General features: G+C 61.0%; 19 protein-coding genes. 7 read left to right on the top strand and 12 right to left on the bottom strand.

Going from position 1 to position 21,285, the window contains the following annotated elements; all coding sequences use genetic code 11:
* Positions 1-44 precede the first annotated feature (44 nt).
* The 7 genes from ACMTA2_RS21830 to ACMTA2_RS21800 all read right to left on the bottom strand — a co-directional run bounded on the left by ACMTA2_RS21830 (position 45) and on the right by ACMTA2_RS21800 (position 8,047).
* Positions 45-470, bottom strand: coding sequence for a GNAT family N-acetyltransferase (locus ACMTA2_RS21830; RefSeq protein WP_025212991.1), 426 nt, complete (start codon positions 468-470; stop codon positions 45-47).
* Complete coding sequence (locus ACMTA2_RS21825; RefSeq protein WP_413791736.1) at positions 463-1,629, bottom strand: ribosomal protein uL16 3-hydroxylase; 1,167 nt, start codon at positions 1,627-1,629, stop codon at positions 463-465. The genes ACMTA2_RS21830 and ACMTA2_RS21825 overlap by 8 nt, the downstream gene beginning before the upstream one ends.
* 84 nt (positions 1,630-1,713) lie before the next feature.
* Positions 1,714-3,084, bottom strand: coding sequence for an adenylosuccinate lyase (gene purB, locus ACMTA2_RS21820; protein ID WP_413791735.1), 1,371 nt, complete (start codon positions 3,082-3,084; stop codon positions 1,714-1,716).
* 271 nt (positions 3,085-3,355) lie between these two features.
* The gene (hflD, locus tag ACMTA2_RS21815; RefSeq protein ID WP_060741554.1) at positions 3,356-3,979 is read right to left on the bottom strand and encodes a high frequency lysogenization protein HflD; all 624 of its coding nucleotides are present in this window, start codon (positions 3,977-3,979) and stop codon (positions 3,356-3,358) included.
* The gene (mnmA, locus tag ACMTA2_RS21810) at positions 3,976-5,100 is read right to left on the bottom strand and encodes a tRNA 2-thiouridine(34) synthase MnmA (protein ID WP_413791734.1); all 1,125 of its coding nucleotides are present in this window, start codon (positions 5,098-5,100) and stop codon (positions 3,976-3,978) included. The genes hflD and mnmA overlap by 4 nt, the downstream gene beginning before the upstream one ends.
* 59 nt (positions 5,101-5,159) lie before the next feature.
* Positions 5,160-5,606 carry an NUDIX hydrolase gene (locus tag ACMTA2_RS21805; RefSeq protein ID WP_413791733.1) on the bottom strand — a complete coding sequence of 149 codons (447 nt, stop codon included), beginning with the start codon at positions 5,604-5,606 and terminating at the stop codon, positions 5,160-5,162.
* Positions 5,607-5,821: 215 nt separating this feature from the next.
* A complete protein-coding gene (locus tag ACMTA2_RS21800) occupies positions 5,822-8,047 on the bottom strand; it encodes an NADP-dependent isocitrate dehydrogenase (protein WP_413791732.1) in 2,226 nt (741 codons plus the stop codon).
* Positions 8,048-8,528: 481 nt separating this feature from the next.
* On the opposite strand from ACMTA2_RS21800, the gene icd reads away from it, so the two are divergent.
* Positions 8,529-9,785: an NADP-dependent isocitrate dehydrogenase gene (gene icd / locus ACMTA2_RS21795; RefSeq protein WP_018609234.1), complete on the top strand. Its 1,257-nt coding sequence runs from the start codon at positions 8,529-8,531 to the stop codon at positions 9,783-9,785.
* 77 nt (positions 9,786-9,862) lie between these two features.
* Here the strand turns inward: icd and ACMTA2_RS21790 are convergent, their stop codons facing one another.
* Positions 9,863-10,138 carry a cold shock domain-containing protein gene (locus ACMTA2_RS21790; RefSeq protein WP_413791731.1) on the bottom strand — a complete coding sequence of 92 codons (276 nt, stop codon included), beginning with the start codon at positions 10,136-10,138 and terminating at the stop codon, positions 9,863-9,865.
* Positions 10,139-10,365: 227 nt separating this feature from the next.
* On the opposite strand from ACMTA2_RS21790, the gene clpS reads away from it, so the two are divergent.
* A complete protein-coding gene (gene clpS / locus ACMTA2_RS21785; protein ID WP_003180089.1) occupies positions 10,366-10,728 on the top strand; it encodes an ATP-dependent Clp protease adapter ClpS in 363 nt (120 codons plus the stop codon).
* A gap of 29 nt (positions 10,729-10,757) precedes the next feature.
* Positions 10,758-13,028 carry an ATP-dependent Clp protease ATP-binding subunit ClpA gene (gene clpA / locus ACMTA2_RS21780; protein ID WP_413791730.1) on the top strand — a complete coding sequence of 757 codons (2,271 nt, stop codon included), beginning with the start codon at positions 10,758-10,760 and terminating at the stop codon, positions 13,026-13,028.
* A gap of 108 nt (positions 13,029-13,136) precedes the next feature.
* Here the strand turns inward: clpA and infA are convergent, their stop codons facing one another.
* The 4 genes from infA to trxB all read right to left on the bottom strand — a co-directional run bounded on the left by infA (position 13,137) and on the right by trxB (position 16,086).
* A complete protein-coding gene (gene infA, locus ACMTA2_RS21775) occupies positions 13,137-13,355 on the bottom strand; it encodes a translation initiation factor IF-1 (RefSeq protein WP_002553999.1) in 219 nt (72 codons plus the stop codon).
* 122 nt (positions 13,356-13,477) lie between these two features.
* Positions 13,478-14,185 (bottom strand): arginyltransferase, encoded by a 708-nt coding sequence (locus ACMTA2_RS21770; RefSeq protein WP_053123176.1) that lies wholly within the window; start codon positions 14,183-14,185, stop codon positions 13,478-13,480.
* A 56-nt stretch (positions 14,186-14,241) separates the two neighbouring features.
* Complete coding sequence (aat, locus tag ACMTA2_RS21765) at positions 14,242-14,922, bottom strand: leucyl/phenylalanyl-tRNA--protein transferase (RefSeq protein WP_413791729.1); 681 nt, start codon at positions 14,920-14,922, stop codon at positions 14,242-14,244.
* Between the two features lie 204 nt (positions 14,923-15,126).
* Entirely contained in the window at positions 15,127-16,086 is a 960-nt protein-coding gene (trxB, locus tag ACMTA2_RS21760) for a thioredoxin-disulfide reductase (protein WP_413791728.1), read from the bottom strand.
* Between the two features lie 319 nt (positions 16,087-16,405).
* Here trxB and ACMTA2_RS21755 point away from each other — a divergent pair, with 319 nt between their 5' ends.
* From ACMTA2_RS21755 to crcB, 4 genes are all read left to right on the top strand, one after another.
* On the top strand, positions 16,406-18,814 hold the full coding sequence (locus ACMTA2_RS21755) for a DNA translocase FtsK (RefSeq protein WP_413791727.1): 2,409 nt from the start codon (positions 16,406-16,408) through the stop codon (positions 18,812-18,814).
* Positions 18,815-18,871: 57 nt separating this feature from the next.
* Complete coding sequence (lolA, locus tag ACMTA2_RS21750; RefSeq protein WP_413791726.1) at positions 18,872-19,495, top strand: outer membrane lipoprotein periplasmic chaperone LolA; 624 nt, start codon at positions 18,872-18,874, stop codon at positions 19,493-19,495.
* Positions 19,496-19,574: 79 nt separating this feature from the next.
* Positions 19,575-20,900, top strand: coding sequence for a replication-associated recombination protein A (locus ACMTA2_RS21745; protein WP_413791725.1), 1,326 nt, complete (start codon positions 19,575-19,577; stop codon positions 20,898-20,900).
* Entirely contained in the window at positions 20,897-21,271 is a 375-nt protein-coding gene (gene crcB, locus ACMTA2_RS21740) for a fluoride efflux transporter CrcB (RefSeq protein ID WP_413791724.1), read from the top strand. Before ACMTA2_RS21745 ends, crcB begins: the two co-directional genes overlap by 4 nt.
* The last annotated feature ends 14 nt before the right edge of the window (positions 21,272-21,285 follow it).

Raw genomic sequence — 21,285 nt, 5'->3', positions numbered from 1 at the left:
GGATAAATCCCCTCGCCACAGAGAGCCCGCCCGTCACAGGGGTATCAAGCCGAGTGCCGGACCATGTCTACATGGGGAATTCCTGCTTCCAGGAATTCCTCGCTGACCACGGCGAAGCCCAGTCGCTCATAGAACGGTGTGGCATGCACCTGGGCGCTGAGCATCTGTTGCTTGAGGCCGCGTTTTTCAGCTTCCGCGATCACCGCGTGCATCAAAGCGTCGCCCACCTTCAGCCCGCGCCAGTCCTTGAGTACCGAGACGCGGCCGACGTGGCCGTCGGTCAGCAGGCGAGCGGTGCCGATGGGGAAGTCACCTTCGAATGCGAGGAAATGCACCGCGCCCTGATCGTCGGCGTCCCATTCCAGCTCGGGCGGGACGGACTGCTCGGCAATGAACACGGTCTCACGAATGCGCCGGATCTCGGCGTTATCCTTTTGCCAGTCTGCGACACGAACGTGAATTTTATTCATCGGCGAACCCCAGGCTGCCTTGCTTGACCAACTCGCAGACCAGGCCGCGACCGTCTTCGTCGGCCAGCCATGGGCCGAGATTTTCGATGTGCAGGGCGTCGGCGGCGCAGATCATTTTCAGCAGCTCGCGCAGCTTGCCCGGCAGGTAACGGCTCTGGCCGCTGGCGAACAGCAGCAGGTCATCGTCGACTTCCGACCAGGCCAGGCGCGCGCTCGGGTTGCGGATGATCACGGCGCCTTGCTCCAGGCTGGCCAGCAGGTCGTCTTCTTCCAGTTCCGGGCCCACCACCAGTTCCGGGTAGCGCGGCTCGGTCATGAACTGACCGAACCAGGTCAGCAGCAGACGCTCGTCGCTCATGTGCTCGGCCAGCAGGCTCTTGAGGCGGTCGAGGGCGTCGTTCTGGATCTGGTGCGGGTCGGCCACCGGGCGCGCATCGGCGTCGGTGTAGCGTTCTTCGTCCGGCAGGAACTGGCTGAGGAAGTCGGTGAAGTGGGTCAGCACTTCGGCGGCGCTCGGCGCACGGAAACCTACCGAGTAGGTCATGCAGTCGTCCACGGCCACCCCGCAATGGGCCAGGCGCGGCGGTAGGTAGAGCATGTCCCCCGGTTCCAGGATCCATTCGTCGGTGGCTTCGAAGTCGGCGAGGATGCGCAGGTCGGCGTGTTGCAGCAGCGGGCTTTCGGAGTCGCACATCTGGCCGATTTTCCAGTTGCGCTGGCCATGGCCCTGCAGCAGGAACACGTCATAGTTATCGAAATGCGGACCCACGCTGCCACCCGGGGTGGCGAAGCTGATCATCACGTCGTCGATGCGCCAGCTTGGCAGGAAGCGGAAGTGCTCCAGCAGTTCGCTGACTTCCGGTACGAACTGATCGACCGCCTGTACCAGCAGGGTCCACTCACGCTCCGGCAGCTTGCTGAATTCGTCTTCGGCGAACGGGCCGCGACGCAGTTCCCAGGGGCGCTCGCCGTGCTCGATTACCAGGCGCGATTCGACTTCTTCCTCCAAGGCCAGGCCAGCCAGTTCGTCGGCATCGATCGGGTTTTGGAAGTCAGGAATCGCCTGACGGATCAGCAGGGGTTTCTTCTGCCAGTAGTCGCGCAGGAACTCCCGTGCCGTGATGCCGCCCAGGAGTTGCAGAGGAATATCAGGATTCATGTGTAACCTATTGAAAAAATATACTTTTCAGACGCGAATAAAAACGCCCGGCGCGGCCGGGCGTCTCAAAGGTAAAGCCGTGGATCAGATGCGCTTGGCTTGTGCCGCCGCGTTGCCGATGTAGCTGGCCGGCGTGAGCTTCTTCAGTTCGGCCTTGGCGTCGGCAGGCATGTCCAGGCCATCGATGAAAGTCTGCAGCGCTTCAGGGCTGATGCCCTTGCCACGGGTCAGTTCTTTCAGCTTTTCATACGGGTTTTCAATGTTGTAGCGACGCATTACGGTCTGGATCGGCTCGGCCAGGACTTCCCAGCAGGCGTCCAGGTCGGCAGCGATCTTCTGCTCGTTCAGTTCCAGCTTGCTGATGCCCTTGAGGCTGGCTTCGTAGGCGATGACGCTGTGGGCAAAGCCCACGCCCAGGTTGCGCAGTACGGTGGAGTCGGTCAGGTCGCGCTGCCAGCGGGAGATCGGCAGTTTGCTCGCCAGGTGCTGGAACAGTGCGTTGGCGATGCCCAGGTTGCCTTCGGAGTTTTCGAAGTCGATCGGGTTGACCTTGTGCGGCATGGTCGAGGAGCCGATTTCGCCGGCGATGGTGCGCTGCTTGAAGTAGCCCAGGGAGATATAGCCCCAGATGTCACGGTCGAAGTCGATCAGGATGGTGTTGAAGCGCGCGATCGCATCGAACAGTTCGGCGATGTAGTCGTGCGGTTCGATTTGAGTGGTGTACGGGTTGAAGCTCAGGCCCAGTTCGTCTTCGATGAAGGCGCGGGCGTTGGCTTCCCAGTCGATGTCCGGGTAGGCCGACAGGTGGGCGTTGTAGTTGCCCACGGCGCCGTTGATCTTGCCCAGCAGTGGCACGGCGGCCACCTGGGCGATCTGGCGCTCCAGGCGGTAGACCACGTTCGCCAGTTCCTTGCCCAGGGTGGTCGGCGAAGCCGGTTGACCGTGGGTGCGCGACAGCATCGGTACGTCGGCGAAGCGGATCGCCAGTTCGCGGATGGCCTGGGCGGTCTGGCGCATCAGGGGCAGCATCACCTCATCACGGCCTTCGCGCAGCATCAGGGCGTGGGACAGGTTGTTGATGTCCTCGCTGGTGCAGGCGAAGTGGATGAACTCGCTGACGTTGGCCAGTTCCGGCAGCTTGGCCGCCTGCTCCTTGAGCAGGTATTCGATGGCCTTGACGTCGTGGTTGGTGGTGCGCTCGATCTCTTTGACGCGCTCGGCGTGCTCCAGCGCAAAATTATCCGTCAAGGCGTTGAGGACGGCGTTGGCTTCGGCGGAAAACGCCGGCACTTCGCCGATGGCCGGGTGTGCGGCCAGGCGCTGGAGCCAGCGCACTTCAACCAGGACGCGGGCACGGATCAGGCCGTACTCGCTGAAAATCGGGCGCAGGGCCTGGGTTTTGCCGGCGTAGCGGCCGTCAACAGGGGAAACCGCAGTGAGCGAAGAGAGCTGCATGGGGTGTTCTCGGGCAGTCGGGCAACGAAATGGGGCGCGTATCATACATGAAAACAAGCGCCGGTCCGTTGCCAACTGACCGGCGTGTTACGCATAGCGAAATAAAACTGTTTATTACCTGTGGCGAGAGGATTTATCCCCGCTGGGCTGCGCAGCAGCCCTAAAAGCAGCGAACTCAATCTTCTTGGCGCACCGAGTTGCCTGGTTTGGGGCCGCTTCGCAGCCCAACGGGGATGAATCCCCTCGCCACAAAAAAACCGGTTGAAGCGACTTATTCGTTACGCATCAATGGATAAAGCTCTTTCAGCAATTTGCGCCGGCTGATCACCAGTTGCCAGCGATGGCCGCCCAGTTGCCGCCACAGCCGCGCCGAGCGGATCCCGGCCAGCAACAGGGCGCGGATCTTCGAGGCATTGCTCGGTTGTTGCAGGTTGCGCATGTCGCCGTGTACCTGGATGCGTTGGCGCAGGGTGCTCAGGGTGTCCTGGTACAGCGAGCCGCAGGCCGCGACGACGTTTTCGTGGGCCGGGCCGAAGTGCTCGACCTGGGACTGGATCTGCGGCAAGCGTTTGCCGATGGTCTCCAGCAGGTCGTCACGCTTGGCCAACTGGCGCTCAAGACCCAGCATCGACAGGGCATAGCGCAGCGGTTCGCGTTGCAGGGCGCTGGGGTCGCGCTCCAGGGCGCCGATCAGCGCACGATAGCCTTCGCGCAGGTTCAGGTCGTCGCCGCCGTAGACTTCCAGGGTGTCCTTGGGATCGCGGACCAGCAGGCTGCCGAGCATGCAGGCCACGCCCGCTTCGGTGGCCTGGCCGGTCTTGGCGATCCTGTCCACCAGTACGGCGGCGAGAAACACGCCGCCCAATGCCGTCAGTTGTTCCTGGATGGGGTTCATGCCTGGCTGCTCCAGGGTTCTGCGACTTCGATCACGCCACCGCCCAGGCAGATGTCGCCGTCGTAGAACACCACGGATTGGCCGGGCGTGACCGCCCGCTGCGGGTCATCGAAGGTGGCTCGATAGCCCGTGGCGGTTTTTTCCAGGGTGCAGGGCTGGTCGCTCTGGCGATAGCGAACCTTGGCCGTCAGGCGGCGAGGTTCGCTGAGGTCGATCGGGTTGACCCAATAGATGTCGGAGGCGAGCAGGGCGCGGGAAAACAGCCAGGGATGATCGTTGCCCTGGCCGACGATCAGCTCGTTGTGCTCCAGGTCCTTGACCAGCACGTACCACGGCTCTTCGCCGGCGTCTTTCAGTCCGCCGATGCCCAGGCCCTGGCGCTGGCCGATGGTGTGGTACATCAGGCCATGGTGACGGCCGATGACGTCGCCTTCAGTCGTCTTGATCTCGCCCGGCTGGGCGGGCAGGTATTGCTTGAGGAAATCGCTGAAACGGCGCTCGCCGATGAAGCAGATCCCGGTGGAATCCTTCTTCTTGGCGGTGGCGAGCTGGTGTTTTTCTGCAATGGCGCGCACTTCGGGCTTTTCCAGTTCACCTACCGGGAACAGGGTCTTGGCGATCTGCTCGCCGCCGACGGCATGCAGGAAGTAGCTCTGGTCCTTGTTCGGGTCCAGGCCCTTGAGCAGTTCGGTGCGGCCGTCGATGTCCCGGCGGCGCACGTAGTGACCGGTGGCGATCAGGTCGGCGCCGAGCATCATGGCGTAGTCGAGGAAGGCCTTGAACTTGATTTCGCGGTTGCAGAGGATGTCCGGGTTCGGCGTACGGCCGGCCTTGTATTCGGCCAGGAAGTGCTCGAACACGTTGTCCCAGTACTCGGCGGCGAAGTTGGCGGTGTGCAGCTTGATGCCGATCTTGTCACACACGGCCTGGGCATCCGCCAGGTCGTCCATGGCGGTGCAGTACTCGGTTCCGTCGTCTTCTTCCCAGTTCTTCATGAACAGGCCTTCCACCTCATAACCCTGCTCGATCAGCAGAAGGGCGGAAACGGAAGAGTCCACGCCGCCGGACATGCCGACAATGACGCGCTTCTTGGGTGTGTCAGAAGGGGCTGGATCACGCATAGGAGTTCAATGAGTGTCTTGAAAAAGGACGCGATTCTATCAGGCCCGGGCGCGCAAGGCTAAAGAGAAGGACGGATCAACGCCAGACTGTGGCAATGACCGGCCAGATAATCGTCGATGCAGCGGATGATCAGCTCGCTGCGCCAGTGCTCGCGCTGTTCGAGCAGTTCGTCGCGGGTCAGCCATTTGGCGCCGAGGATGCCATCGTCCAGTTGATACTCGGGATGGTGTTTCAAGGCCTTGGCGGCGAAACAGACCCGTTGGTAGGTCACGCCGTTGCTGGGGGCGGTGTACAGATATATGCCCACCACGGCCGTGGGTTCGACGTCCCAGCCGGTTTCTTCCAGGGTTTCGCGCACGGCGGCTTCGGTCAGGGTTTCATCCGGGTCCAGGTGCCCGGCGGGCTGGTTGAGCACGGCGCGCCCGCCCTTGGATTCCTCCACCATCAGGAAACGGCCGTTGTCCTCGACGATGGTGGCGACGGTTATGTGGGGGTTCCAATCCATGTGGCGTCCTCGATCTCAATTTCTGAATAGGATCAATGTGGGAGCGAGCTTGCTCGCGATAGCGGTGTGTCAGTCAATATCCGTGTTGAATGCTACGCCGCTATCGCGAGCAAGCTCGCTCCCACAGGGGGAACAAGTTTGTCAGGGGGAATGGGGTGGCGCCAGGAACACAAACCCCGGCACAAGGCCGGGGTTCGTGGTGCTTCCTTACAACCTTACACCAGCGCAGCGATTGCCGCGTTGAAGGTGTTGCTCGGGCGCATGGCCTTGCTGGTCAGCTCCGGGTTGGCGAAGTAGTAACCGCCGATGTCCACGGGCTTGCCTTGCACGGCATTGAGCTCGGCAACGATTTTTTCTTCGTTGTCGGTCAATGTCTTGGCCAGGGAAGCGAACTGAGCCTTGAGGGCTGCGTCTTCATCCTGGGCGGCCAGTGCCTGGGCCCAGAACAGGGTCAGGTAGAAGTGGCTGCCGCGGTTGTCGATGCCGCCGACCTTGCGCGAAGGCGACTTGTTGCGGTCCAGGAACTCGCCAGTCGCCTGGTCGAGAGTCTTGGCCAGCACCAGGGCTTTCGGGTTGTTGTAGGTCACGCCCAGGTGTTCGAGGGACGCGGCCAGGGCCAGGAACTCGCCCAGGGAATCCCAGCGCAGGAAGTTTTCTTCCAGCAATTGCTGCACGTGCTTGGGGGCCGAGCCGCCAGCGCCGGTTTCGAACAGGCCGCCGCCGTTCATCAGCGGCACGATCGACAGCATCTTGGCGCTGGTGCCCAGTTCCATGATCGGGAACAGGTCGGTCAGGTAGTCGCGCAGTACGTTGCCAGTCACCGAGATGGTGTCCTTGCCTTCGCGGGTGCGGGCCAGGGTGAACTTCATGGCGTCGACCGGCGACATGATGCGGATGTCCAGGCCGGCAGTGTCATAGTCCTTCAGGTAGGTCTGGACTTTCTCGATCACGACGCCGTCATGGGCGCGCATCGGGTCCAGCCAGAAGATCGCCGGGGTGCTGCTGGCGCGGGCACGGTTGACGGCCAGTTTGACCCAGTCCTGGATCGGTGCGTCCTTGGTCTGGCACATGCGGAAGATGTCGCCAGCCTCGACGCTCTGCTCCAGCAGGGTGCGGCCGTTGCTGTCCGAAACACGGACCACGCCGTCGGCCTTGATCTGGAAGGTCTTGTCGTGGGAGCCGTACTCTTCGGCTTTCTTGGCCATCAGGCCGACGTTTGGCACGCTACCCATGGTGGTTGGGTCGAAGGCGCCGTGTTGCTTGCAGTCTTCGATCACCGCCTGGTAGATGGTGGCGTAGCAGCGATCCGGGATCACGGCCTTGGTGTCGTGCAGTTGGCCATCGGTGCCCCACATCTTGCCGGAGTCACGGATCATGGCTGGCATCGAGGCGTCGACGATCACGTCGCTTGGCACGTGCAGGTTGGTGATGCCTTTGTCGGAGTTGACCATCGCCAGGGATGGGCGCGCTGCGTAGACCGCCTGGATGTCGGCTTCGATCTGCGCCTGCTGCTCGGCCGGCAGGGCCTTGATGCGGGCGTACAGGTCGCCGATGCCGTTGTTCAGGTTGAAGCCGATCTGCTCCAGCACTTGTGCGTGCTTGGCCAGGGCATCTTTATAGAACTCGGCAACGATCTGGCCGAACATGATCGGGTCGGAGACCTTCATCATGGTGGCCTTGAGGTGAACCGACAGCAGGACGCCTTTTTGCTCGGCGTCTTCGATTTCGGCGGCGATGAAGTCGCGCAGGGCGTTTTTGCTCATCACGGCGCAGTCGAGGATCTCACCGGCTTGTACGGTGGTTTTTTCCTTCAGGACGGTGGCAGTGCCGTCCTGGGCGATCAGCTCGATTTTCACGCTGCCGGCGGCGTCGATCAGGGCGGCTTTTTCGCTGCCGTAGAAGTCGCCGGTGCTCATGTGGGCGACGTGGGACTTGGAGTCGGCTGCCCAGGCACCCATTTTGTGCGGGTGCTTGCGAGCGTAGTTCTTGACCGACAGCGGCGCGCGACGGTCGGAGTTGCCTTCGCGCAGGACCGGGTTCACGGCACTGCCCTTGACCTTGTCGTAACGGGCACGAGCGTCTTTTTCGGCATCGCTGGTCACGGTTTCCGGGTAGTCCGGCAGTGCGTAGCCCTGGGCCTGCAATTCCTTGATCGCGGCCTGCAGTTGCGGCACCGAGGCGCTGATGTTCGGCAGCTTGATGATGTTGGCTTCAGGCGTAACGGCCAGGTCGCCCAGTTCGGCGAGGTGGTCGGCTACGGCTTTGTCACCCAGTTGCTCGGGGAAGCTGGCCAGGATGCGCCCTGCGAGGGAGATATCACGGGTTTCCACGGCGATATCGGCCGAAGCGGTAAAGGCTTCGACGATCGGCAGCAGCGAATAGGTGGCGAGGGCAGGCGCTTCGTCGGTGAAGGTATAGATGATCTTCGAGCGGGTGGGCATATTCGGATTAACTCTCTTCTTTGCTAAAGCATGCGCAGAAACTCGAGGGGCGCCGGGTAAGCGCGTTCGTTCAAAGTCATCCGTGAGCCGAATGTCGAGGTTTCTTCGCGGTGATGTTGGGTGCATCAGTCGAGCGTCAAGCGGTCGGGCCGCGGTAACGGTCCGGCTTTCAAATGGCGGAAAGTCTCGTAATAGAGCCGTCAGCCGTCGTGACCCTGTGGTCAGCGGCGGCATTATACATAGGTAGCTGGCAATCTGCCGATGGTTCATAGACTTCCGTACACGTCCATTGGTCTAAACGTCGCAGTACCCAAGGAGCGGGCTATGCTCATGTTTGGCGCTTTTCCCTTGGTTTTCAGGGTTGTACGCCGCGAACTGCAACGCTTTACCCCGGATGAGCCTAACGTAGGGTTTGCGCGCCGATTCAAGTGGGGTACGCTCGAACGCAGCCAGATGTTCAATCCAAGCAATGGAGTTCAGCATGGGGTATCAAAAGATTCAGGTTCCAGCCGTCGGTGACAAAATCACCGTCAATGCAGACCATTCTCTTAATGTTCCCGACAACCCGATCATCCCCTTCATCGAAGGCGACGGCATTGGCGTCGATATCAGTCCGGTCATGATCAAGGTTGTGGACGCTGCGGTTCAGAAGGCCTATGGCGGCAAGCGCAAGATTTCCTGGATGGAAGTCTATGCCGGTGAGAAAGCGACCCAGGTCTATGACCAGGACACCTGGCTGCCCCAGGAAACCCTGGATGCGGTCAAGGACTACGTGGTTTCCATCAAGGGCCCGTTGACTACGCCGGTCGGTGGCGGTATCCGTTCGTTGAACGTAGCGCTGCGCCAGCAGCTCGATCTGTATGTCTGCCTGCGTCCGGTGCGCTGGTTCGAAGGCGTGCCAAGCCCGGTCAAGAAGCCTGGCGACGTGGACATGACGATTTTCCGCGAGAACTCCGAGGACATCTACGCAGGCATCGAGTGGAAAGCCGGTTCGGCCGAGGCCACCAAGGTCATCAAGTTCCTGAAAGAAGAAATGGGCGTGACCAAGATCCGCTTTGACGAGGATTGCGGCATCGGCGTCAAGCCGGTTTCCAAGCAGGGCACCCAGCGCCTGGCTCGCAAGGCCCTGCAATATGTTGTCGACAACGATCGCGATTCGCTGACCATCGTGCACAAAGGCAACATCATGAAGTTCACCGAAGGTGCCTTCAAGGAATGGGCCTACGAAGTGGCGGCCGAGGAATTCGGCGCGACCCTGCTCGACGGCGGGCCTTGGATGCAGTTCAAGAATCCGAAGACCGGCAAGAATGTCGTCGTCAAGGACGCCATCGCCGATGCGATGTTGCAGCAGATCCTGCTGCGCCCGGCCGAATATGACGTGATCGCCACCCTGAACCTGAACGGTGACTACCTGTCCGACGCCCTGGCGGCGGAAGTGGGGGGTATCGGGATCGCGCCGGGTGCCAACCTGTCCGACACCGTGGCGATGTTCGAAGCCACCCACGGTACCGCGCCCAAGTATGCCGGCAAGGACCAGGTCAACCCGGGGTCGCTGATCCTGTCGGCGGAAATGATGCTGCGCCACATGGGGTGGACCGAAGCGGCCGACCTGATCATCAAGGGCACCAACGGCGCGATTTCGGCCAAGACCGTGACCTATGACTTCGAACGTCTGATGGAGGGCGCCAAGCTGGTGTCGTCCTCGGGCTTCGGTGATGCCCTGATCTCGCACATGTAAGCGAGTCGGCGCTCAGCGCAAATGCCCGGTTCGATCATCGAACCGGGCATTTTCATTTGGGGGGAGGCGACTGTCGGTCAATGGGGCTCGGTGACCCTGACGTTGACGGGGGCAGGAGCAGGGGCGTCTTCGGCTAGGACAACCTTGATGTTCACCGCGTGCAAGCCCTTGGGGCCCTGGATGACGTTGAACGTGACGGGTTGGCCGGCCTTCAAGGTCTTATAGCCTTCCATATCGATCACCGAATAATGTGCGAACAGGTCTTCGTTATCCCTGCCATCCGCAATAATGAATCCGTAGCCCTTGGCATTGTTGAACCATTTCACCTTGCCATTCATCTTGGTGACCGACATAACCCATTTCCCTCTGCAACGCACTCCATCACTGGAGTATCATCCAGTCCATCCGCAGGCTAATCTTGTTGACAGGATAGATTCCGCGGACCTTTTTAACCCACGATGGGCTCTATTGGTTGTAACACCGTTTTTCCGATAGTCAAGGTGGCTCCGGTGGTCGTGGTTGAAATCGCCCACAAGCGCCCCCATCACTGTATTCGCCAACTAAACGAACCTTTCTTTCCATGCATGCAGTCAGCCAGATTCGACTAACATTCAATCAGGATCGCCCGGATCTACACGACGACGATTCCGCAGGCATTGCTGTTCAGGAAGCAAAGCCCGCGTTACAGGCGCCACCGATGTACAAGGTGGTTTTGTTCAACGATGACTACACACCGATGGATTTCGTCGTCGAAGTGCTCGAGGTGTTTTTTAACCTGAATCGGGAGCTGGCGACCAAGGTCATGCTGGCCGTCCATACAGAGGGACGGGCAGTATGTGGAGTGTTTACCCGCGACATCGCCGAGACGAAGGCCATGCAGGTCAACCAGTACGCCCGGGAAAGCCAGCATCCGCTACTCTGTGAAATCGAGAAGGACGGTTAACGCCGACCACTTGGGTATGAGGTGAAGCTATGTTAAACCGCGAGCTCGAAGTCACCCTCAATCTTGCCTTCAAGGAGGCTCGTTCGAAGCGTCATGAATTCATGACCGTCGAGCACCTGCTGCTGGCCCTATTGGATAACGAGGCTGCCGCCACCGTATTGCGTGCCTGCGGCGCGAACCTCGATAAACTCAAGCATGATCTGCAGGAGTTCATCGACTCCACCACGCCGTTGATCCCTGTTCATGACGAGGATCGCGAGACCCAGCCAACCCTGGGCTTCCAGCGTGTCTTGCAGCGTGCTGTCTTCCATGTACAGAGCTCGGGCAAGCGTGAAGTCACCGGTGCCAACGTGCTGGTTGCCATCTTCAGCGAGCAGGAAAGCCAGGCGGTGTTCCTGCTCAAGCAGCAGAGTGTTGCGCGTATCGATGTCGTCAACTACATCGCCCATGGCATCTCCAAGGTGCCGGGGCATGGCGATCATTCCGAGGGTGAGCAGGATATGCAGGACGACGAGGGCGGTGAGTCTTCTTCTTCAGGCAACCCATTGGATGCCTATGCCAGCAACCTGAACGAACTGGCGCGCCAGGGCCGTATCGATCCGCTGGTCGGGCGCGAGGCGGAAGTCGAGCGCGTTGCCCAGATCCTGGCCCGGCGCCGCAAGAACAACCCATTGCTGGTGGGCGAGGCGGGCGTGGGCAAGACCGCGATCGCCGAAGGCCTGGCCAAGCGTATCGTCGACAACCAGGTGCCGGACCTGCTGGCCAACAGCGTGGTGTATTCCCTCGACCTGGGTGCCTTGCTGGCCGGTACCAAGTACCGCGGCGATTTCGAGAAGCGCTTCAAGGCATTGCTCGGCGAACTGAAAAAACGTCCGCAGGCGATCCTGTTCATCGATGAAATCCACACCATCATCGGTGCCGGGGCGGCGTCGGGTGGGGTCATGGATGCGTCGAACCTGCTCAAGCCATTGCTGTCGTCGGGTGATATCCGTTGCATCGGCTCGACCACGTTCCAGGAATTCCGCGGGATCTTCGAGAAAGACCGTGCCCTGGCCCGGCGTTTCCAGAAGGTCGATGTGTCGGAGCCTTCGGTGGAAGACACCATTGGTATCCTGCGCGGCCTGAAGGGGCGTTTCGAGCTGCACCACAACATCGAATACAGCGATGAAGCCCTGCGCGCGGCGGCTGAGCTGGCCTCGCGCTACATCAACGACCGGCACATGCCGGACAAGGCCATCGACGTTATCGACGAAGCGGGCGCGTACCAGCGCCTGCAACCGATCGAGAAGCGCGTCAAACGCATCGAAGTGCCGCAGGTCGAGGACATCGTCGCGAAAATCGCGCGGATTCCGCCCAAGCATGTCACCAGTTCCGACAAGGAGCTGCTGCGCAACCTGGAGCGTGACCTGAAGCTGACGGTGTTCGGCCAGGATGCGGCCATCGACTCGCTGTCGACCGCCATCAAGCTGTCCCGTGCCGGTCTCAAGTCGCCGGACAAGCCCGTGGGGTCGTTCCTGTTCGCCGGTCCTACCGGTGTCGGCAAGACCGAGGCGGCACGGCAGTTGGCCAAGGCGATGGGCATCGAGCTGGTGCGTTTCGACATGTCCGAGTACATGGAGCGCCATACCGTTTCGCGTCTGATCGGTGCGCCGCCGGGCTATGTCGGTTTCGACCAGGGTGGCCTGCTGACCGAAGCCATCACCAAGCAACCGCACTGCGTATTGCTGCTCGACGAGATCGAGAAGGCGCATCCGGAAGTCTTCAACCTGCTCCTGCAGGTCATGGACCACGGTACGCTGACCGATAACAACGGGCGCAAGGCGGATTTCCGCAACGTGATCGTCATCATGACCACGAACGCCGGCGCCGAAACCGCGGCTCGCGCTTCGATCGGTTTCACCCATCAGGACCACTCGTCCGATGCGATGGAAGTGATCAAGAAGAGCTTTACGCCTGAGTTCCGCAACCGCCTGGACACCATTATCCAGTTCGGGCGCCTCAGCCATGAAGTCATCAAGAGCGTGGTGGACAAGTTCCTTACCGAACTTCAGGCGCAGCTCGAAGACAAGCGTGTGTTGCTGGAGGTTACCGATGCGGCCCGCAGTTGGCTGGCCGAAGGTGGCTACGATGTGACGATGGGGGCGCGGCCGATGGCTCGCTTGATCCAGGACAAGATCAAGCGTCCGCTGGCCGAGGAAATCCTCTTTGGCGAACTGGCCGAGCATGGCGGTGTGGTGCACATCGACATCAAGGACGGCGAACTGACCTTCGACTTCGAAACCACGGCTGAAATGGCCTGATCGTTAGTCGCAACAAAGCAAAAGGCGCCGAAAGGCGCCTTTTTGCTTTACTGCACTGCCCCACAAACAAAAACGCCCGGCATCAGCCGGGCGTCTTGTATTGACTTGTTAGCGAGCGCGGTAAGTGATGCGCCCTTTGCTCAAGTCATAGGGCGTCAGTTCGACGCGCACTTTGTCACCGGTAAGAATACGAATGTAGTTCTTGCGCATCTTGCCGGAGATATGCGCGGTTACGACGTGCCCATTTTCCAACTCCACACGAAACATGGTGTTGGGCAGGGTGTCGACGACAGTGCCTTCCATTTCGAAGCTGTCTTCTTTCGACATGCAGTAAAGCCCTCGGTATCCAGTGAATGGCCCGGTGCAACTGCGCCAGGCAAAAGCGGCGTGCATTGTGCCCGAAAAAGGGGGGGCAAGCCAAGGGGTTCTAGCTTTTAAGCCGAAGGGTGCTAACTCAGGACAACCCACCGCTGGTTAATCAGCAATTCGATAGGCCGATATTGGGTCTTGTAGTTCATTTTCTTGCAGTTCTTGATCCAGTACCCCAAGTACACCGCTTCCAGTCCCAGGCGTCGGGCTTCGTTGATCTGCCAGAGGATGGCAAAGCGCCCCAGGCTGCGCCGTTCTTCTTCCGGCTCATAAAAGGTGTACACCGCTGAAAGGCCGTTGGGCAGCAGGTCCGTGACGGCGATGGCGACCAGCCGCCCCTCCAGGCGGAATTCATAGAAGCGGGAAAACGGCAGGTCGCGCACCAGAAAGGTCGAGAACTGATCCCGGCTGGGTGGGTACATGTCGCCGTCGGCATGGCGTTGTTCGATGTAGCGTTGGTACAGATCGAAATATTCTTCGGTGAATTGCGGCTTGGCCGGGCGGACCTGCAGGTCGGCGTTGCGCTTGAAAATGCGTTTCTGCTGGCGATTGGGCAAAAATTGCGCCACGGGAATGCGCGCCGGGACACAGGCGTTGCAATGCTGGCAATGGGGCCGGTAGAGGTGATCGCCGCTACGACGAAAGCCCATTTCCGACAGGTCTGCGTAGACATGCACATCCATGGGCTGGCTAGGATCGAGGAACAGCGTCGTGGCCTGCTCCTCTGGCAGGTAACTGCAAGAGTGGGGCTGAGTGGCATAGAACTTCAAACGCGCCAACTCGGTCATGATCAACCCTCGGATGAGCTTTAAATCTAATTGTAAGCCAGGAGCGCGGATGTCGCTCAGCAAACCCAGGTCGCGTGGTTGGGCAGGTCCAGATGCGCCTTGAGATACTCGGCGAACTGCGTGCGCGGGATCGAGCGGGCGCCCAGGCTGTGCAGGTGCTCGGTGGGCATCTGACAGTCGATCAGCACGAAACCGGCGGCCTTGAGGTGTTGGACCAGGATGGCGAAACCGAATTTCGACGCATTGTCGGCCCGGCTGAACATGGACTCGCCAAAAAACAGCTGTCCCATGGCCAGGCCATACAGGCCGCCCACCAGCATCCCCTGGTCCCAGACCTCCACCGAATGGGCGAAACCGCGCCGGTGCAGGTCCAGGTAAGCGGTTTGCATGGCGTCGGTGATCCAGGTGCCCTCGGCATACTCCCGCGGCGCCGCGCAGGCCTGGATGACCGCGGCAAAGTCCCGGTCGAACGTCACTTCATAGCGCTGCTTGCGCAACAGCTTGCCCAGGCTGCGGGACACGTGCAGTTCGTCGGGAAACAACACCGTGCGTGGGTCCGGCGACCACCACAGGATGGGTTGCCCCTCGGAAAACCATGGGAAGCAGCCGTGGCGATAGGCCTGGATCAGCCGGTCGGCGGATAGATCGCCGCCGGCGGCCAATAGACCGTTGGGGTCGCGCATGGCTTTTGCCAATGGCGGAAATTCGAAGCTGTTGCGTTGTAACCAGGTCAGCATTGTCATTCGCTTGCGGAAGGGGAGGGCGGGTTCGAGCGAAGATGTACTGTGGCGAGGGGATTTATCCCCGTTGGGCTGCACAGCAGCCCCAGCAGTCGACTCAATTTGTCTGACCCACCGGGTTGTCTGGTTTTAGGGCTGCTTCGCAGCCCAGCGGGGATAAATCCCCTCGCCACCGATGTGCGCTCGCCACAAGATTAACTGTCAAACGGCAGGGATGTCATCGAGATACTTCTCCGCGTCGAGTGCGGCCATGCAGCCGGCGCCGGCGGAGGTAATCGCTTGGCGATAGACGTGGTCGGCCACGTCGCCAGCGGCGAATACGCCTTCGATATCGGTCGCGGTGGCGTTGCCTTCGCTGCCGCCGCGCACGAGCAGGTAGCCGTCGCGCATTGCCAACTGGCCTTGGAACAGATCGGTATTGGGTTTGTGGCCGATGGCAATGAATACCCCGGCCAGGGACAAGGTGCTGGTCGCGCCTGTCTCGCTGTGCCGCAGGCGTGCGCCAGTCACCCCGCTGGCGTCGCCCAGGACTTCATCCAGGTGCTGGTTCCAGTGCAGCCTGATATTGCCGCTGGCGGCTTTTTCGAAGAGTTTGTCCTGGAGGATTTTCTCGGCGCGCAACTTGTCGCGGCGGTGGACCAGATGTACTTCCCTGGCGATGTTCGACAGGTACAGGGCTTCCTCGACCGCGGTATTGCCGCCACCCACCACCGCCACCACCTGGTTGCGATAGAAAAAGCCATCGCAGGTCGCGCACGCGGAAACCCCTTTGCCAGCGAAGCTCTCTTCCGAAGGCAGTCCCAGGTACTGGGCCGAGGCGCCGGTGGCAATGATCAGTGCATCACAAGTGTAGGTGCCGCTGTCGCCGATCAATTCGAATGGACGTTGCTGCAACTTGGCGGTGTGGACATGGTCGTAGACGATCTGCGTGTCGAAGCGCTCGGCGTGCCGTTGCATGCGCTCCATCAATACCGGGCCCGTCAGGCCTTCGACATCGCCGGGCCAGTTATCGACTTCCACGGTGGTAGTGAGCTGGCCACCGGCCTGCAGGCCGGTAATGACAACGGGTTTGAGGTTGGCGCGGGCGGCATACACCGCCGCGCTGTACCCCGCAGGGCCGGAGCCGAGAATGATCAGGCGTGAATGCTTCACTTCGCTCATAAAAAACACCTCATAAGCCTTTGTCACAAAAGAGAATGCATGGTCCAATTGACGCGTGTACACCCTGTCTCCGGCCATGCGGGTACCCAGCGAGCGGACAATGCCTTGGTGTCGACAAACCCGTACAATGCTTGGGTTTTGAACGCAGCATGGGCCAAAGATCAAAAAATTCGGCCACGCTTGCAGTTTTCTGGATGCACCTCACAGTGGTAAAAGTAGTACCGGTTGTGCACATTCACTTTTTTACCTGCTCGTCATGGGCAGTTTTTTATAGTCATTCAACAGATGGACGCGCCGTTGGCGCAGGAAAAGAAGCGTTTTGAAGAAATCCACCGCAGCACCCAAACCAGTCGTTCCGCTTTGGCGCCAGCAATTGCACTACCGGCTCAAGGAAGGTGCATTGATCGCCATCGGTGCCTTGTGCCTGTTCCTGATGATGGCCTTGCTGACCTACGGCAAGGACGATCCGGGCTGGAGCCATAACAGCAAGATCGACGACGTCCAGAATTTCGGCGGTCCGGCCGGCTCCTACAGCGCCGACATCCTGTTCATGGTGTTGGGCTATTTCGCTTACATTTTCCCACTGCTGCTGGCGATCAAGGCCTACCAGATCTTCCGTCAGCGCCACGAGCCATGGCAGTGGAGCGGTTGGCTGTTCTCCTGGCGCCTGATCGGCCTGGTGTTCCTGGTTCTGTCCGGGGCCGCCCTGGCCCATATCCATTTCCATGCCCCCACCGGCTTGCCGGCCGGGGCGGGCGGTGCGCTGGGGGAAAGCCTCGGCGACCTGGCCAGGAACGCCCTGAACATCCAGGGCAGCACCCTGTTGTTCATCGCCCTGTTCCTGTTCGGCCTGACGGTGTTCACCGACCTGTCCTGGTTCAAAGTCATGGACGTCACCGGCAAGATCACCCTCGACCTGATCGAATTGATCCAGGGCGCCGTCAACCGCTGGTGGGCGGCGCGCACCGAGCGCAAGCAACTGGTGGCGCAACTGCGTGAAGTCGACGACCGCGTCCATGACGTGGTGGCCCCGACAACGCCGGACAAGCGCGAGCAGGCCAAGGTCAAGGAGCGCCTGATCGAGCGTGAGCAGGCGTTGAGCAAGCACATGTCCGAGCGCGAGAAGCAGGTGCCGCCGGTCATCACCATGGCCCCGGCCAAGCCGCCGGAGCCCAGCAAGCGCGTGCAGAAAGAGAAGCAGGCGCCGCTGTTCGTCGACAGCGCGGTGGAAGGCACCTTGCCGCCGATCTCGATCCTGGACCCGGCGGAAAAGAAACAACTCAACTATTCCCCCGAATCCCTGGCGGCCGTCGGCCATTTGCTGGAGATCAAGCTCAAGGAGTTCGGCGTCGAGGTCTCGGTGGACTCGATCCACCCGGGCCCGGTCATTACCCGCTACGAAATCCAGCCGGCCGCCGGCGTGAAGGTCAGCCGCATCGCCAACCTCGCCAAGGACCTGGCGCGCTCCCTGGCCGTGACCAGCGTGCGGGTGGTGGAAGTGATTCCCGGCAAGACCACCGTGGGTATCGAGATTCCCAACGAAGACCGGCAGATCGTGCGTTTCTCCGAAGTGCTGTCGACGCCTGAGTATGACAACCACAAGTCGCCGGTCACCCTGGCCCTGGGCCACGACATCGGCGGCAAACCGGTCATCACCGACCTGGCGAAGATGCCCCACCTGCTGGTGGCCGGTACCACCGGCTCCGGTAAGTCGGTGGGGGTGAACGCGATGATCCTGTCGATTCTGTTCAAGTCCGGCCCGGAAGACGCCAAGCTGATCATGATCGACCCGAAAATGCTCGAATTGTCGATCTACGAGGGCATTCCGCACTTGCTGTGCCCGGTGGTCACCGACATGAAGGACGCCGCCAACGCCTTGCGCTGGAGCGTGGCCGAGATGGAGCGCCGCTACAAACTGATGGCGAAGATGGGGGTGCGTAACCTCTCGGGCTTCAACGCCAAGGTCAAGGAAGCCGAAGAGGCCGGTACGCCATTGAGCGACCCGTTGTATCACCGCGAGAGCATCCACGACGAAGCGCCACTGCTGCACAAGCTGCCGACCATCGTGGTGGTGGTGGACGAATTCGCCGACATGATGATGATCGTCGGCAAGAAGGTCGAAGAACTGATCGCCCGTATCGCCCAGAAGGCCCGTGCGGCGGGTATCCACCTGATCCTTGCCACGCAGCGGCCATCGGTGGACGTGATCACCGGCCTGATCAAGGCCAACATTCCGACCCGCATGGCGTTCCAGGTGTCGAGCAAGATCGACTCGCGGACCATCATCGACCAGGGTGGCGCCGAACAACTGCTGGGCCATGGCGACATGCTCTACATGCCGCCGGGCACCAGCCTGCCGATCCGTGTTCATGGTGCGTTCGTCTCCGACGACGAAGTGCACCGCGTGGTGGAAGCCTGGAAGTTGCGTGGCGCCCCTGAATACAACGATGACATCCTCAACGGTGTCGAAGAAGCCGGCAGCGGCTTCGAAGGCAGCAGTGGCGGCGGCGGTGAGGACGACGCGGAAACCGATGCGCTCTATGACGAAGCGGTGCAGTTCGTCCTGGAAAGCCGTCGGGCCTCGATTTCCGCCGTACAGCGCAAGCTGAAGATTGGCTACAACCGCGCCGCCCGCATGATCGAAGCCATGGAAATGGCCGGGGTGGTGACGGCCATGAACACCAACGGTTCGCGCGAAGTACTGGCGCCGGGCCCGATGCGCGACTAACGACCCGGGCGGCCTGCTGAAGCGCCGCCCGCCCCCCACGACTTCATGAGGACTCCCATGCGCCTGATTCGCATGTTGCTGTTGCCCGTACTGGCTTTGTCTACCTTGTCGGCCCATGCCGGCGAGAAGGACGTGGCCCGCCTGACCCAATTGCTGGGGGGCTCCCAGACCCTGACGGCACGATTCTCGCAACTGACCCTTGATGGCAGCGGCACCCAGTTGCAGGAAACCGCTGGCGAGATGGCCCTGCAGCGTCCGGGCCTGTTCTATTGGCACACCGATGCGCCAGCCGAACAACTGATGGTGTCCGACGGCAAGAAAGTCTCCCTGTGGGACCCGGACCTGGAACAGGTCACCATCAAGACCCTCGACCAGCGCCTGACCCAGACGCCGGCGCTGTTGCTCTCCGGCGACATCTCCGAGATCAGCCAGAGCTTCGAGATCACCTCCAAGGAGGCCGGGGGCGTGATTGACTTCACCCTCAAGCCCAAGACCAAGGACAGCCTGTTCGATAGCCTGCGCCTGTCGTTCCGCAATGGCCTGGTCAACGATATGCAACTGATCGACAGCGTCGGCCAACGCACCAATATCCTGTTCACCGGGGTCAAGGCCAACGAGCCGATCGCCGCATCCAAGTTCAAGTTCGACATCCCCAAGGGTGCGGATGTGATCCAGGAATAACCCCGCTCCCACAATGGAGTGTGGTGTTCAATTGTTTAACTGATCGGCAACAGGACCCAGCGGAGGTTTTGTAGTAATCATGGACCTGTTTCGAAGCGCCCCGATTGCCCAGCCATTGGCCGCCCGCCTGCGCGCGACCAACCTGGATGAGTACGTCGGCCAGGAGCATGTGCTCGCCCGCGGCAAGCCTCTGCGCGAGGCCCTGGAGCAGGGCGCGTTGCACTCGATGATCTTCTGGGGCCCGCCGGGCGTGGGCAAGACCACCCTGGCGCGATTGCTGGCGGAGGTCTCGGACGCTCATTTCGAAACGGTGTCGGCGGTGCTGGCCGGGGTCAAGGAAATCCGCCAGGCGGTGGAAGTGGCCAAGCAGCAGGCTGGGCAGTACGGCAAGCGCACGATCCTGTTCGTCGACGAAGTGCACCGGTTCAACAAGTCCCAGCAAGATGCATTCCTGCCCTACGTCGAAGACGGCACGCTGATTTTCATCGGTGCGACCACCGAAAACCCTTCGTTCGAACTCAACAACGCCTTGCTGTCGCGGGCGCGGGTCTATGTGCTCAAGAGCCTCGACGAAACGGCGATGCGCAAGCTGGTGCATCGGGCCCTGACGGAAGAGCGCGGCCTGGGCAAACGGCATTTGAGCCTCGGCGATGAAGGTTTCCAGATCCTGTTGGCAGCCGCCGATGGCGACGGCCGGCGCTTGCTCAACCTGCTGGAAAACGCCTCGGACCTGGCCGAAGACGACAGCGAGATCGGCGTCGAACTGCTGCAAAGCCTGCTGGGCGATACCCGGCGCCGCTTCGACAAGGGCGGCGAGGCGTTCTACGACCAGATTTCGGCGTTGCACAAATCCATACGCGGCTCCAATCCTGACGCAGCCTTGTACTGGTTTGCGCGCATGATCGACGGCGGTTGCGATCCGCTGTACCTGGCGCGGCGCGTCGTGCGCATGGCCAGCGAAGACATCGGCAATGCCGACCCGCGGGCCCTGAGCCTGTGCCTGGCGGCCTGGGACGTGCAGGAGCGCCTCGGCAGCCCGGAAGGCGAACTCGCCGTGGCGCAGGCCATCACCTACCTGGCCTGTGCACCGAAGAGCAACGCCGTGTACATGGGCTTCAAGGCGGCGATGCGCAGCGCTACCGAGCACGGTTCCCTCGAAGTGCCGCTGCACCTGCGCAACGCACCGACCAAGCTCATGAAACAACTGGGCTATGGCGAAGAATACCGTTATGCCCACGATGAGCCGGACGCCTATGCCGCCGGCGAAGATTATTTTCCCGATGAACTCGAACCCCAGCGCTTCTACCAGCCGGTGCCCCGGGGCCTTGAGCTGAAGATCGGCGAGAAGCTCAATCACCTGGCGCAACTGGATCGCCTGAGCCCACGGCAGCGGAGAAAACCTTGATCCCCTTGATACTGGCTGTTTCTGCTGGCGGCGCCGCCGGCACGTTGTTGCGTTTTGCCACGGGCAACTGGATCAACGCAAATTGGCCCCGGCACTTCTATACCGCGACGCTGGCCGTTAATATCGTGGGCTGTCTGCTGATCGGCGTTCTATACGGTCTGTTCTTGATTCGCCCGGAAGTGCCCATCGAGGTACGGGCCGGGTTGATGGTTGGCTTTCTCGGCGGCCTGACGACTTTTTCATCCTTTTCACTGGATACGGTGCGCCTGCTGGAAAGCGGGCAGGTGCCGCTGGCCCTGGGCTATGCGGCCATCAGCGTATTCGGCGGGCTGCTCGCCACATGGGCCGGCCTGTCCCTGACCAAACTTTGATAACGAGAGACCGA

It is taken from the genome of Pseudomonas medicaginis (genome assembly GCF_965119365.1).
Taxonomy (GTDB): domain Bacteria; phylum Pseudomonadota; class Gammaproteobacteria; order Pseudomonadales; family Pseudomonadaceae; genus Aquipseudomonas.
Note: the sequence above shows the minus strand (reverse complement) of the source record. Positions and strands in the feature narration are given on the sequence as shown.